This is a genomic window from Dolichospermum sp. UHCC 0352 (assembly GCF_009711925.1).
GTDB lineage: Bacteria > Cyanobacteriota > Cyanobacteriia > Cyanobacteriales > Nostocaceae > Dolichospermum > Dolichospermum lemmermannii.
In genome coordinates this window covers 1-13,440 of the sequence record NZ_VIKY01000083.1, presented here as the reverse complement: position 1 = coordinate 13,440, position 13,440 = coordinate 1, and the positions used below count along the sequence as shown (strand labels likewise).

Below are 13,440 nucleotides of genomic sequence, written 5' to 3'. Positions count from 1 at the left end.
GGGTTTTAAAGCCTCTCCCCTTGCAGGGGAGAGGTTTGGAGAGGGGTCAGTCTATACATTCAAAACTTTTCAAACACCCTCTAAGCATATATCCAATTAAATATAAAACTTCTATCACTTAATCAACAGACTGTAGCCAAATTATAAATGTAGTTCCTGGGATATGCGGTAATGTGATAATTGAGTGAATGGCCGGACTGAAAACCTCTATACTTCCCTGCATTTCTGCTATTAACTGTTTAGCAATACTAATTCCTAAACCAGTTCCGGGTATTTCTGTTTTTGCCTGTACACCTCGATAATGTCTTTCTCCAAGATGTTCTAGATCTTCTGGAGGAATACCAGGACCTGTATCACTAATAGCAATACCTTGTAAATTTCCTTTTTGTTGCCCACATTGGACTAAGATTTTTCCACCGGGGGGAGTATATTTCAAAGCATTATCTATAATATTACTCAACACTTCTGTTAATGCTTTTTCATTCACTTTTACTAAAGGTAAATAGTGGGAAATTTCCGTAATTAATTGTAAATTTCTTTCTTGGGAAATAGCTTGAGCCGATATTAATAAAGGTGCTAATAAATCTGCTAGACAACAATCAGTTAATTGTTCTCCTGTTCCTGGCAATAATAATGCAGGTTTAACTGGCTTTTGCACATTTTCATTAATAACAACCTTTGATTCTGGTAGAGGTAGAGGTGCTAAATCTGCTGTATTTAAATCAATAACCTGATCAAATTGTTGCAATAGCTCTTGCAAGCGATCGCTCTCCCTGACTATACTGGTTGCTACTTCCCGATTAGGATCAACCGGTCGCATTCGCTTAAATAGTAACTTACCAAAGGTGCGGATAGCAGTTAAGGGGTTACGAAGCTGATGCAAAAGATTATCTAATAAATCCCGTTGTCTCTCTTGCAAAATTTGTTCTTGCTGGAGTTGGTGTTGTAACCAAGCCCTCCGTTGGTCTAAAATGCAAGCGATCGCTAAAGTTTTGGCAATGCGTTCAATTTCCCCCTCTTCCCGTTGATTCCATTCCCTATCGTCCCTCGCAGTCACCAATAAGCCCATCATTACACCCTCATAAATCAGGGGTAAAACAATTTGGTTATGACTGAGTAAGTATTCATCCTGTTCATCGTGTAAATTTTGTTTTTCTGTTGTTTCCGATTCCACCGACGGATGAGAAGATACAGAAGTCGGTTTTAACAACCTCGGTTGCTGATTTGGGAATGCTAAAACATTAGCAAGCCTTACAGAATAGCTATTCTCTGGTTCACCATATTCATTACTAGAATTTAATGCTATAGTCTCTGGATACACCATTACCGGAATTAGTCGCGCCTCACTTATAGGCTTTTCTACCAGTTCCTGTGTTAAATAAACCACCGTAAAAGATGCCCCCATTCCTTGGGTTAGCAGGGCTATTTGTTCTCGACATAGAGCAAGGAAATCAGAACTGGCAGACATTAGCATGAGTTCAGGAATCTAGGAGGAAGAAAGAATCTAGGAGTCAGGAATCACCGAGTCAGGAGTCACCGAGTCACCGAGTCACCGAGCAAGGAAGAAGAAAATTACCCAGTCCCCAGTCCCCAGTCCCCAGCCCCCAGTCAAGGCTTATAGCTATCTAGTTTAATCTGGTAATGGGCGAAGAGGTAACAAGTAATGGCTGAAAAGGCAGCGATTTTTTAATTTTTAATTCTTGATTTTTAATTGTTTTTTCCCCAGTTGTATCAAAACATTAAAAACTATTGATTTTTTGAGATAGAACTTATATAATGACGACGGATTTTGTAGCCATAACTACAGTCTATAGCTTGAAACAGGAGGACAATAGGTTGGCACGGAGACGCAAGCGGAAGAGTCGTCGGAGACAGGAAGGACGGCGCATACTTGAGCATATTCCTCAGTACAGCATTGAAAGTGGCGAAGATAAACCTGTGACAGCAGCAAGAAAATTTATTCAAGCTGAAGGTATTTTGCCACCCGCGCTGCTACTAGTAAAACGTAATGAACATACAACAGACCGTTATTTCTGGGCGGAAAAAGGTCTGTTTGGCGCTCAATACGTAGAAGAGAATCATTTCTTGTTCCCTAGTCTTAGGACTTTAGAATCACCAACAGCACAAGAACCTGTTGCTGTTGCTGTTGCTGTTGCCAGTAACTAAACAACAAATGACCATCATATCTTGTAAGTGTGACTTCTGAATCTGTGAATAATTAACTGGTAATTTTGACCAGCTTATTCAAAAATTCCTTTTTTTAATTTTGTTGTTGAATTTGCCAGTAGGGTTTAAATGAATTCTCTCAAGTCATGGCATAATTAATTCCTCATCAACTAAATTTGGTTAGATGAATCAGTTTATTATCAGCTTATACACCAAGAGAATAGCGACAGAGCCAAGGTCATCCAAAAAATGAAGCATGAATTATTTATGCTCTCATTAATTTGGACTACTATCAAGCTCTGTCCACCAATTTAAATTTTTCCTTATGACATTTCAGGCATCAGGAAGATTAACAGCACAAGCAAAATTTTTCCTTCCTACTGCTGATTTACTCAAAATTGTAGTCAGAAGCCTACATGAATGTGGAGAATGCTGGTTTTTATCCCCAAAAATCAATCAAGTGTCCAGCGTCTTTAGCTGTAATGCCCTTTGTAACTCAGCAAGTTCATCTCTATGGGCAGTCACAGTAATTATACTTGAGAAGTCTTGTCCACTCAGGATATTTTCCATCTTGAGTGACACCTTCTCAAGTCTTCCAGATTTTTTCCAATACAATAACCCACTTAAAGGCGAAAATAGGATTATTCCCAGAAAAAACTGCCCAAAATCGGGAAAAAGCATTGATAAAACCAACGCCAAACAACCTAAACCCACAGCAGCTAATACAGTCAAAAATACCGCTAAAAACCAGCTAGGGCTGACAAATCCCTCAAAGGTGACTTGATTTTTGGCAGAGTCTACCGCTAAAACTCGATAAGCACGAGAGCGAAAATACTCCTTTAATGAAGTCATGAATGTATTTTCGTCCTGATCCGAAGTCAAGCGCATCATTTCTGTACGGTCTTTAGTTGAAGCACGTATAAAGAAAAATAAACCAACTGATAAGAGGAAAGTTAACAGGAAAGTAGATTGCAAAACGGTAAAATCCATAACTAATTTTTAAGTCGGAAATTTTCAGTAGACTTAAACCATTATCAATTATTCTGGAAACAGGTAACAGCTAACAAACAACAAACGGAAGTTGTTTTTAACTTTTAATTTTTAATTTTTATATGTCACAAAACTCCGAAACACCATCATCTAACATCCGGGCTATCGCCCAACAATTTCGCCTAGCAGGTTGGATTAGTTTCTGGATTCAGTTGGTATTAGGTGTAATCTCTGGAATAATTGTCTTATTATTTGGCATTTTTAGTCAAAAAGCCAACAGCCCCAATAATAATCCAGGCACAGGCTTTGGTGTATTTTTAGCAATTTGTGGCATAATTCTGTTGGGCGTTGGTATTTACTTGGCTTATCGCTACACCAGAATTGGCAAAAAACTAGAATCCCCTAATGCTAGTAATCGTCCCCGTAAGGCGGAAACCGTGCAAGTATTACGTTTGGGACTATGGATAAATTTAGGCGGCATATTAGTCACCCTGTTGGGAGCGCAGGCGATTGTTGGTACATTGGTAGCTAGGTCAATATCTCCTCAAGCCGCAACTACTCAATTATTTGACCCCACTCGGATTATTAGCGGTTTGGATATGCTCATAGTCCAGGCAAATACAAATACTGTATCAGCGCATTTTGCAGGTTTATTAGCATCTTTGTGGTTAATGAATCGGATTAATAAACCATAATTGACAGTGGTTGTAATATCCTAATCTTTGAAAACAGGTAGTTCTAAAATAAATCCTGGTAAAACATTTTCTCCCGATAAACTTGTCGGTAATGATACTATTTCTACAGATTGATTTTGACGGTAAATTTCTACTTGTTGATTTTGAGGATCAATTAACCAACCTAAACGTAAACAACTATTAAGATATTCCTGCATTTTCTCCTGTAATTGACTTAAAGAATCTGTACGAGAACGCAATTCTATGACAAAATCAGGACAAATTTTAGCAAATTTTTCTTTTTCTTGAATGGTTAAAGATTCCCAACGTTCATTAGCTATCCAAGCCACATCAGGAGAACGTTTACCACCATTAGGTAGAGTAAAAACAGTGGAAGAACTAAATACTTTTCCTAGCTTAGTTTGACGATTCCAAATCATCAAATTTCCATTTAATTCTGCTTCTCTATTACCAGTAATTAGATTAGAAGGAGGGAGGATAATTAATTCATCTTTAGCTGTTTGTTCAAATTTATAATATTCGTTAATTTGACATAATTGATAAAATTGTTCATCACTTAAACCAACATTTTTGATATTTAAAATAACTGATTGAGTTGTCATCATTTCTGAAAACTCCTTAACGCTTAGGTAATGGAGAAGAGTATCTGAACTAATTATCAACGATATTTGGTAAATTTGTCACTGATCATAATTAAACGCAGATAAACGCAGATAAACACAGATAAAAAACGTGATATTAGTATATAGGGTTTAACATTGTTCATAGGTGTCAACTTAACGTAAAACCCATAGCCCGCCTGGGAATGAATTCCCAGTCTCATAGCAAAAGTCATCTAAAGATGACTAAATAACCCGAAAATTTTTTAGTAAACTTTAGTTTACTTTGGCTATTAGACCGGAACTTAAGTTCCGGGCGGGTTTGGAAGCTAAACAAATAAGCTATTTGTAGCTTAAGTTGACACCTATGAGCATTGTTAAACCCCTACGATTAATCATCTCAATCAAGTATAATTGACAAAACTTAACGAAATTCACCAATGCTGGATATTAAACAAATTAGAGAAAATCCCCAACTGGTACAAGAGAAGTTGAACAGTCGTAGTGGCAAATACGAGATTCAACCTATATTAGATTTGAGTCAGAAACAACGGGAATTGGAAGTAAAACGCAATGAACTCCAAGCCCGGAGTAATGAAATTGGTAAACTGGTGGGACACAAGGTAAAATCTGGTGTTAATCCTCAAGATGCAGAAATTCTGGCTTTAAAGGATGAAGGAAACAGCCTCAAAACCACATTAAGCGGATTAGAACCCCAGGAAAAAGAATTAAAAGCTCAAATTCATCAATTACTGTTAGCACTTCCGAATTTACCCAGTGATTCTACTCCCATTGGTAAAAGTGAAGATGATAACCCAGAAGTGAGAAAATGGGGAGATGAATATAAACCCGAAAACCCAAATATTATACCACATTGGGAAATCGGCGAAAAATTGGGAATTTTGAACTTTGAAAAAGCGGTAAAAGTTGCCCAAACTCGGTTTGTAAGTTTGATAGGTGCGGGTGCAGGTTTAGAAAGAGCATTAATTCAGTTTATGCTTTCTAAACATATTGAAAATGGCTATATAGAAGTTAGTCCACCGTTGTTAGTAAATACTGATTCTTTAACGGGAACTGGACAATTACCCAAGTTTGCAGAGGACAGTTTTAAATGTGCAGAGGATGATTTATGGTTAATTCCCACCGCAGAAGTTCCGGTAACTAATTTGTATCGAGGGGACATTATCAACGGGGAAGAATTACCAATTTATCATACTGCATATACGCCATGTTTTCGGCGGGAAGCGGGAAGTTATGGACGGGATATGCGGGGTTTAATTCGGTTACATCAATTCAATAAAGTGGAGTTGGTGAAGTTAGTAAAACCGGAAGATTCTTTTGATGAATTGGAGACGTTGCTAGTCAGTGCAGAGAGTATTTTACAGGCTTTAAAATTGCCTTATCGAGTGATTAATTTATGTACTGCTGATTTAGGTTTTTCTGCAACAAAAACTTATGATTTAGAGGTATGGTTGCCTTCTGCTGGGAAGTATCGAGAGATTTCTAGTTGTTCTAATTGTGTGGATTTTCAAGCGAGAAGGGCGGATATTCGCTTTAAGGAAGCTGGTAAGAAAGGGACGCAGTTTGTGCATACTTTAAATGGTTCTGGTTTGGCTGTGGGAAGGACTATGGCGGCGATTTTGGAGAATTATCAGCAAGCTGACGGGACGATTAAAGTACCGGAGGTTTTGCAGGTTTATTTGGGTAGGGAGGTTTTGTAGTTTAGGGGTTTTGTAGAGGCGTTTGGGGTGCGTCTCTACATGGGGTTGAGAAAATATAGTAAATTTATAATAAATGTTACAATGAAGGTGATATTGAAGAAATTTTAACTATTATCAGTAATAATCAAGAAAGAATTTTACAGTTTAGTGTTTGAACATCAAATTTATGCAATGTCCTAAATGCGGTCATAATAATCCACCTGAAGGTACTAAAGATGGTTGCTGTGATGAATGTGGCTATCTTTTATTCTCAGTTGATGGCGATTTAGCTTCACTTGATGAAAGACTTTTTGCTTACCTAATTGACTTTTTTATCCAAATTACAATACTTGTTTTATCAACTTCATTATCAATATTTCGCATTGGCTTTCTTTTTGCTATCTTTTACTTCCTGTTTTCAGATGCTTTCAAGAATGGGCAAAGTATTGGAAAGCGGCTTATGAAAATACAGGTGGTAGATGCGACATCAAGAAAGCCTTGTACACTTATAAAAGCTTTTCTTCGTCATCTACCTTCAATACCTTTGGGAGTGTTTGACTACTTATTTGTTTTTTCAAAAAAGAGACAACGATTGGGAGATACACTAGCTAATACAATAGTGGTAAAGTGCGATCGCTCATCTCATAGGGTGCGTTAATGAAATGTAACGCACCGTTTTTTATTAATATTGAACTGTCTGAATCAGGATAACCAGGATGAAAGGATTAACAGGATTGTATTTGAGTTTGATATTATGGGATATTTGAATTAGCGCAATTTCAGAAAATGCAGATTAATTTTAAAAAACATCCTGTACATCCTCAAATCCTGAGCATCCTGATTCAGACAATTTTTAGCTACAATTAAAGCATTAGAAGTGATTCAGAAAGCAAGCTATTATCCCCATTTGCTTACAGAAACAAAGTATATGATACATGAAAAAAATCTCCCAATGCTTTGGCTTGATTTTTGCTAATACTTCTTTTACCATTTATTACTTCTGAAGTAATACCTTTTGACCCAAAAATTTCGACGATATCCTTTTGTTTGAGTTGTCTTACTGACATTAACTCATGTAATATATCTAGGGGAGTTACAGCTTTCATTTGATAGACTTTATTTTCATATTGCTCAATTAGTGTTACCAGCAACTGCAAAACTTCAGCTTGTTCATCTGTCAAATTTTCCCCTAAATCCATAAATTTATCTACTTCATTTAGTAGACGCTTATGCTCTATTTCTGTGTCAATTATACGTGGCACAGTTTCAGAAAGTAGCTTAATGTATTCTTCCTTGTTTAGTGTAGTTGTCATATACAACCCCCTTTGGGGTAGAATGTTTTCACTAGGGACATAGTAAAGCCATATCCTAGATGTTTATGAGCTTCTGAGTAGTGTAATTAGACTATTAAGAAGCGAAATCCTCTAATTATTCGTTATTTTTTCCACTTATCTTCATTATATTCACTATGAGTTAATACATCCTCAATCTTAATGGTCTTGACTTTATAGGTAATTTTAGTAATTAACCGAAACTTATTTCCTCCTATATTAAAGACTGTGTACCCTTGTACAAAATCTGCGTGTGGATAAACTTCCCTTACATCTATAATGTGTTTCCATTCTTCCTTTTGAGCAGTTTGGAGCCAAACATTAAGACTAATTTCAGAATCTGGATGAATCTTACTAAATTCAGTTAGGTTTTCGATGCCAATTACTTTCATAATATATTATTAAGTTCGATTTTTTTAGTTTAAACATATCTACTTTACCTTGTGTCCTTATTCGTGTAACTCTATGTTCTCATAAAGAGAACCAAATGTCAAGCCTCTGTAAAGGAATTTTTGGAAATTCATTTCAAATTAGACGAAGTATTGAAATTAGCAGCACGTAAGCGTTGCGTTGCTGCAAGTATGATCGCTCATTTCGTAGGGTGCGTTAATGAAATGTAATGCACCGTTTTTTATTAATATTTAACTGTCTGATAGCGAAGCGTGGCGTTAGCCATATCAGGATATCCAGGATTAAAGGATTAACAGGATTGTATTTGAGTTTGATATTCTGGAATATTTGAATTAGCGCAATTTATGAGGATGTAGATGAATATTAAAAAAACATCCTGTACATCCTCAAATCCTGGACATCCTGATTCAGACAAAATGCAGTTTCTGAAAATGTAGATGAATATTAAAAAAACATCCTGTACATCCTCAAATCCTGTACATCCTGATTCTGACAATTTTTAGCTACAATTAAAGCATAAACAACTAACATGAATTAGAGGAAATAATCATGAATACAGCCAAACTTAGCAGTGACGGTACTCATCAAATGGTGATATTACCAACAGATTTTAAAATGACGGGTACAGAGGTTTATGTTAAAAAAATTGGTAATGCCATTATTCTTATTAGTACAGATAATCCTTGGCAAACTCTAATTGATAGTTTAGATCAATTCTCTGATGATTTTATGATGACTAGAGATCAACTTCCTATTGATAAAAGAGAGGAATTTTAAATGCAATATCTTCTCGATACCAACATCTGTATTTATCTGATTAAACAAAAGCCAGAAAAAGTTATAGCTCGATTTCAAACCTTGTCAATTTCTGAAAATATAGATTAATTTTAATAAAACATCCTGTTAATCCTCAAATCCTGGACATCCTGATTCAGACAAAAAAGATTAACAAGATACTGTATAGTAAATTTAGCAAAGTAATCACACTTTAATAATATGACCAAAACAATATACATAGAAACAAGTATTATTGGTTATTTAACAGCAAGACCTAGTAAAAATCTAATTGTTGCTGCTAATGCGGAAATAACAAGAGATTGGTGGGATACTCAGAGAAATTCTTTTACTATTTACATTTCTCAACTGGTATTGCAAGAAGCAGCAAAAGGTGATCCAGAAATGGTGAATAAAAGAATAGAAGTTTTAAATAACTTTCCTTTACTTGATATCACAGAACCAGTACAAAACTTAGCACAGGAATTTCAAAAACAAAGTAATTTACCACCCACTGCTGCTTATGATACTGTTCATATTGCTACAGCTACAGTCTATGGTTTAGATTATCTGTTAACATGGAATTGTAAGCACATTGCTAACCCCTATATTCAGAAAAAACTCTCACAAATTGCTGATAGTTTAGGATATGAACTACCAACAATATGTACACCTTATGAAATGTTAGGAGAATAATTTATGTTGAATGATGAAGTTTTGGCAGAAATTCGCAAAATCAGAGATGAACAAGCTAAGTCATTTAATTATGATTTAGCAGCTATTTGTGCTGATTTAAGAAAAAAACAAGCAACAAGTGGCAGAAAAATTATTTCTCTTCCCTTGAAGACAGTGGTAAAATCACGCTGATTTTTTAGGGTGCGTTAATGAAATGTAATGCACCGTTTTTTATTAATATTTAACTGTCTGATAGCGAAGCGTGGCGTTAGCCATATCAGGATATCCAGGATTAAAGGATTAACAGGATTGTATTTGAGTTTGATATTCTGGAATATTTGAATTAGCGCAATTTATGAGGATGTAGATGAATATTAAAAAAACATCCTGTACATCCTCAAATCCTGGACATCCTGATTCAGACAAAATGCAGTTTCTGAAAATGTAGATGAATATTAAAAAAACATCCTGTACATCCTCAAATCCTGGACATCCTGATTCAGACAAAATGCAGTTTCTGAAAATGTAGATGAATATTAAAAAAACATCCTGTACATCCTCAAATCCTGTACATCCTGATTCTGACAATTTTTAGCTACAATTAAAGCATAAACAACTAACATGAATTAGAGGAAATAATCATGAATACAGCCAAACTTAGCAGTGACGGTACTCATCAAATGGTGATATTACCAACAGATTTTAAAATGACGGGTACAGAGGTTTATGTTAAAAAAATTGGTAATGCCATTATTCTTATTAGTACAGATAATCCTTGGCAAACTCTAATTGATAGTTTAGATCAATTCTCTGATGATTTTATGATGACTAGAGATCAACTTCCTATTGATAAAAGAGAGGAATTTTAAATGCAATATCTTCTCGATACCAACATCTGTATTTATCTGATTAAACAAAAGCCAGAAAAAGTTATAGCTCGATTTCAAACCTTGTCAATTTCTGAAAATATAGATTAATTTTAATAAAACATCCTGTTAATCCTCAAATCCTGGACATCCTGATTCAGACAAAAAAGATTAACAAGATACTGTATAGTAAATTTAGCAAAGTAATCACACTTTAATAATATGACCAAAACAATATACATAGAAACAAGTATTATTGGTTATTTAACAGCAAGACCTAGTAAAAATCTAATTGTTGCTGCTAATGCGGAAATAACAAGAGATTGGTGGGATACTCAGAGAAATTCTTTTACTATTTACATTTCTCAACTGGTATTGCAAGAAGCAGCAAAAGGTGATCCAGAAATGGTGAATAAAAGAATAGAAGTTTTAAATAACTTTCCTTTACTTGATATCACAGAACCAGTACAAAACTTAGCACAGGAATTTCAAAAACAAAGTAATTTACCACCCACTGCTGCTTATGATACTGTTCATATTGCTACAGCTACAGTCTATGGTTTAGATTATCTGTTAACATGGAATTGTAAGCACATTGCTAACCCCTATATTCAGAAAAAACTCTCACAAATTGCTGATAGTTTAGGATATGAACTACCAACAATATGTACACCTTATGAAATGTTAGGAGAATAATTTATGTTGAATGATGAAGTTTTGGCAGAAATTCGCAAAATCAGAGATGAACAAGCTAAGTCATTTAATTATGATTTAGCAGCTATTTGTGCTGATTTAAGAAAAAAACAAGCAACAAGTGGCAGAAAAATTATTTCTCTTCCCTTGAAGACAGTGGTAAAATCACGCTGATTTTTTAGGGTGCGTTAATGAAATGTAATGCACCGTTTTTTATTAATATTTAACTGTCTGATAGCGAAGCGTGGCGTTAGCCATATCAGGATAACCAGGATTACAGGATTAACAGGATTATATTTGATTTTGATATTCTGGAATATTTGAATTAGCACAATTTCTGAAAATGTAGATGAATATTAATAAAACATTCTGTACATCCTCAAATCCTGGACATCCTGATTCAGACAAAAAATTAAATTTCATGCTATTATTTATTATAATGTAATCTCAAAAAAAAAGATTATGATTTCAATTAATCAAGCAAAACAACAATTACAGGATTTAATTGATTCAGTCAATCAGTCTCATCAACCTATTGTTATTGCCGGAGACAATAGCAACGCAGTATTATTGTCTGAAGCAGACTGGAAATCTATCCAAGAAACTCTTTATCTTCTTTCTATTCCAGGAATACGGGAATCAATTAAAGAAGGATTAGCAACACCGATTGCAGAATGTGATGGGGAATTAGAGTGGTGAATTGGAATTTAGTTTATACTAAACAAGCTCAGAAAGATGCTAAAAAATTGGCTGCAAGTAATTTAAAAGATAAAGCACAAAGCTTACTTGATATTATTCAAATCAATCCGTTTCAAAATCCCCCACCTTATGAGAAATTAGTCGGAGATTTAGAACGTGCATATTCACGACGGATTAATATTCAACATCGGTTAGTCTATGAAGTAATTGAATCTGAAAATACGGCCAAAATTTTACGAATGTGGACTCATTATGAATAGTATGTTTTTTTATCTGATTCTCAAACATCAATTACCAGCCAAAAAACGCCGTACTCCTCCTAATACTATCATTGGTAAAGGTAAAACATTGGGTGATATTGTTAGTCCTATTGTTAACGCAGAAGAGTGGGAATGTCTCAAATAATAGTCCTTGTAAATTTGCCCCTAACTACAGAAATTCCCCATTTTTTAACTCAAAGTCTGGAAATTGGCGAAATTGCCATGATTCGCTGCTTTCGGGATTGGATTAGACAACAGATGAAAAATTGACATCAGCCGATTGAGTCCCTGCGCCCATTCCCAAACTACAATAAGAATATATTTCCGAATATTTTGATTAATTTGCTCTATGTCAGTTTTAGCAGCGATCGCAGTTTTGGCTATTTTGATCTTAGTACATGAGTCTGGACATTTCATAGCCGCCCGTTCTCAAGGTATTTACGCTAACCGTTTCTCCTTGGGTTTTGGTCCGATTCTTTTAAAGTACCAAGGATCAGAAACGGAATACACTATCCGCGCTTTCCCCTTGGGTGGCTTTGTCGGCTTTCCCGATGATGATCCAGATAGCGAAATTCCCCCCAATGACCCCAATTTGCTGCGTAACCGCCCAGTTTTAGACCGTGCTATTGTCATTAGTGCCGGTGTAATTGCAAATTTAATCTTTGCGTATTTGATGTTGGCTTTGCAATTGGGAATCGTTGGTATACCCCAAGAATTTCAGTATCAACCCGGTGTCCTTGTCAAACCTGTAAATGAACAGTCTGTTGCTTACCAAGCAGGAATTCGGGAAGGAGATATTATTCTGGCTGTAAATGGCCAAGAAATTCCTCTAGGTAAAGACGCAACTACATTATTGACAAAGGAAATTCAAACCCATCCTAATCAGGAAATTGACTTAAAAATTCAACACGAAACCCAACAAACTAACCTAAAACTAACTCCTAAACAGGGTGCTGATGGTAAAGGTCTAGTGGGAATTGAATTAGGTCCCAATGGTAAAGCAATTTATCGCCGTCCCCAAGATATTGTGGAGATTATCAAAGTTGCAGCTAATCGTTTTCAACAGTTAGTTGTGGGGACATTCCAAGGTTTTGGGCAGTTAATTACTAATTTTGGGCAAACTGTGGGACAAGTTTCTGGACCCGTGAAAATTGTCCAAATTGGCGCACAATTAGCCGCTAGTGATAGCACAAATTTATTTTCTTTTGCGGCAATTATTAGTATTAACTTGGCAATTATTAATATTTTGCCTCTTCCCGCTTTAGATGGTGGACAATTAGCCTTTTTATTAATTGAAGGATTATTTGGTAAGCCTTTACCTAACAAAATTCAAGACGGTGTGATGCAAACTGGTTTGGTGTTACTGTTAGGATTAGGTATTTTCTTAATTGTGAAAGAAACAACTCAATTGGAATTTATCCAACAATTATTTCAGAAATTGTAAATCCAGTAATTGTAGGGGGTTTAGCAGTGTTCATTGGTGTCAACTTAACGCAAAATCTTCATCCCGCAAGGAACTCAAGTTCCTTGCTAATAGCGAAAGTCATCTAAAAGATGACTAAATACTAGGAAAATTTATTA

20 protein-coding genes are annotated in these 13,440 nt (G+C 35.5%); 15 read left to right on the top strand and 5 right to left on the bottom strand.

Annotated elements, in window-relative coordinates:
• Positions 1 to 118: 118 nt before the first annotated feature.
• Positions 119 to 1,474, bottom strand: coding sequence for a sensor histidine kinase KdpD (locus FJR06_RS05485; protein ID WP_168651024.1), 1,356 nt, complete (start codon positions 1,472 to 1,474; stop codon positions 119 to 121).
• Between the two features lie 362 nt (positions 1,475 to 1,836).
• On the opposite strand from FJR06_RS05485, the gene FJR06_RS05480 reads away from it, so the two are divergent.
• Complete coding sequence (locus FJR06_RS05480) at positions 1,837 to 2,166, top strand: DUF3155 domain-containing protein (protein ID WP_015080139.1); 330 nt, start codon at positions 1,837 to 1,839, stop codon at positions 2,164 to 2,166.
• 456 nt (positions 2,167 to 2,622) lie between these two features.
• Here the strand turns inward: FJR06_RS05480 and FJR06_RS05475 are convergent, their stop codons facing one another.
• Positions 2,623 to 3,156: a cofactor assembly of complex C subunit B gene (locus tag FJR06_RS05475; RefSeq protein ID WP_015080140.1), complete on the bottom strand. Its 534-nt coding sequence runs from the start codon at positions 3,154 to 3,156 to the stop codon at positions 2,623 to 2,625.
• 122 nt (positions 3,157 to 3,278) lie between these two features.
• Between FJR06_RS05475 and FJR06_RS05470 the strand changes: the two genes are divergently transcribed.
• Entirely contained in the window at positions 3,279 to 3,851 is a 573-nt protein-coding gene (locus FJR06_RS05470; RefSeq protein ID WP_015080141.1) for a DUF3611 family protein, read from the top strand.
• 20 nt (positions 3,852 to 3,871) lie between these two features.
• Here the strand turns inward: FJR06_RS05470 and FJR06_RS05465 are convergent, their stop codons facing one another.
• On the bottom strand, positions 3,872 to 4,453 hold the full coding sequence (locus FJR06_RS05465) for a Uma2 family endonuclease (RefSeq protein ID WP_371723455.1): 582 nt from the start codon (positions 4,451 to 4,453) through the stop codon (positions 3,872 to 3,874).
• Between the two features lie 437 nt (positions 4,454 to 4,890).
• Here FJR06_RS05465 and serS point away from each other — a divergent pair, with 437 nt between their 5' ends.
• Together serS and FJR06_RS05455 are read left to right on the top strand one after the other, a co-directional pair.
• Positions 4,891 to 6,171, top strand: a complete 1,281-nt coding sequence (gene serS / locus FJR06_RS05460; protein ID WP_168651021.1) for a serine--tRNA ligase — start codon at positions 4,891 to 4,893, stop codon at positions 6,169 to 6,171.
• A gap of 166 nt (positions 6,172 to 6,337) precedes the next feature.
• Positions 6,338 to 6,808: an RDD family protein gene (locus tag FJR06_RS05455; protein ID WP_168651019.1), complete on the top strand. Its 471-nt coding sequence runs from the start codon at positions 6,338 to 6,340 to the stop codon at positions 6,806 to 6,808.
• A gap of 253 nt (positions 6,809 to 7,061) precedes the next feature.
• Here the strand turns inward: FJR06_RS05455 and FJR06_RS05450 are convergent, their stop codons facing one another.
• Positions 7,062 to 7,463 (bottom strand): type II toxin-antitoxin system HigA family antitoxin, encoded by a 402-nt coding sequence (locus FJR06_RS05450; protein WP_015080145.1) that lies wholly within the window; start codon positions 7,461 to 7,463, stop codon positions 7,062 to 7,064.
• A 122-nt stretch (positions 7,464 to 7,585) separates the two neighbouring features.
• A complete protein-coding gene (locus FJR06_RS05445; RefSeq protein ID WP_015080146.1) occupies positions 7,586 to 7,873 on the bottom strand; it encodes a type II toxin-antitoxin system HigB family toxin in 288 nt (95 codons plus the stop codon).
• A 568-nt stretch (positions 7,874 to 8,441) separates the two neighbouring features.
• Here FJR06_RS05445 and FJR06_RS05440 point away from each other — a divergent pair.
• From FJR06_RS05440 to rseP, 11 genes are all read left to right on the top strand, one after another.
• Positions 8,442 to 8,669, top strand: a complete 228-nt coding sequence (locus FJR06_RS05440) for an antitoxin (RefSeq protein ID WP_015080147.1) — start codon at positions 8,442 to 8,444, stop codon at positions 8,667 to 8,669.
• A gap of 219 nt (positions 8,670 to 8,888) precedes the next feature.
• On the top strand, positions 8,889 to 9,362 hold the full coding sequence (locus tag FJR06_RS05430) for a type II toxin-antitoxin system VapC family toxin (protein WP_137906929.1): 474 nt from the start codon (positions 8,889 to 8,891) through the stop codon (positions 9,360 to 9,362).
• A gap of 3 nt (positions 9,363 to 9,365) precedes the next feature.
• The gene (locus tag FJR06_RS05425) at positions 9,366 to 9,533 is read left to right on the top strand and encodes a hypothetical protein (protein WP_168651017.1); all 168 of its coding nucleotides are present in this window, start codon (positions 9,366 to 9,368) and stop codon (positions 9,531 to 9,533) included.
• Positions 9,534 to 9,982: 449 nt separating this feature from the next.
• A complete protein-coding gene (locus tag FJR06_RS05420; protein WP_015080147.1) occupies positions 9,983 to 10,210 on the top strand; it encodes an antitoxin in 228 nt (75 codons plus the stop codon).
• Positions 10,211 to 10,429: 219 nt separating this feature from the next.
• Complete coding sequence (locus FJR06_RS05410) at positions 10,430 to 10,903, top strand: type II toxin-antitoxin system VapC family toxin (RefSeq protein WP_137906929.1); 474 nt, start codon at positions 10,430 to 10,432, stop codon at positions 10,901 to 10,903.
• A gap of 3 nt (positions 10,904 to 10,906) precedes the next feature.
• Entirely contained in the window at positions 10,907 to 11,074 is a 168-nt protein-coding gene (locus FJR06_RS05405) for a hypothetical protein (RefSeq protein ID WP_168651017.1), read from the top strand.
• Between the two features lie 288 nt (positions 11,075 to 11,362).
• Complete coding sequence (locus FJR06_RS05400; protein ID WP_015080148.1) at positions 11,363 to 11,599, top strand: type II toxin-antitoxin system Phd/YefM family antitoxin; 237 nt, start codon at positions 11,363 to 11,365, stop codon at positions 11,597 to 11,599.
• On the top strand, positions 11,596 to 11,859 hold the full coding sequence (locus FJR06_RS05395; protein WP_015080149.1) for a Txe/YoeB family addiction module toxin: 264 nt from the start codon (positions 11,596 to 11,598) through the stop codon (positions 11,857 to 11,859). The genes FJR06_RS05400 and FJR06_RS05395 overlap by 4 nt, the downstream gene beginning before the upstream one ends.
• Positions 11,852 to 12,004 (top strand): hypothetical protein, encoded by a 153-nt coding sequence (locus FJR06_RS05390; protein ID WP_015080150.1) that lies wholly within the window; start codon positions 11,852 to 11,854, stop codon positions 12,002 to 12,004. The genes FJR06_RS05395 and FJR06_RS05390 overlap by 8 nt, the downstream gene beginning before the upstream one ends.
• Positions 11,992 to 12,129 carry a hypothetical protein gene (locus tag FJR06_RS05385; RefSeq protein WP_174782923.1) on the top strand — a complete coding sequence of 46 codons (138 nt, stop codon included), beginning with the start codon at positions 11,992 to 11,994 and terminating at the stop codon, positions 12,127 to 12,129. The genes FJR06_RS05390 and FJR06_RS05385 overlap by 13 nt, the downstream gene beginning before the upstream one ends.
• A gap of 79 nt (positions 12,130 to 12,208) precedes the next feature.
• Positions 12,209 to 13,303, top strand: coding sequence for an RIP metalloprotease RseP (gene rseP, locus FJR06_RS05380; protein WP_168651015.1), 1,095 nt, complete (start codon positions 12,209 to 12,211; stop codon positions 13,301 to 13,303).
• The last annotated feature ends 137 nt before the right edge of the window (positions 13,304 to 13,440 follow it).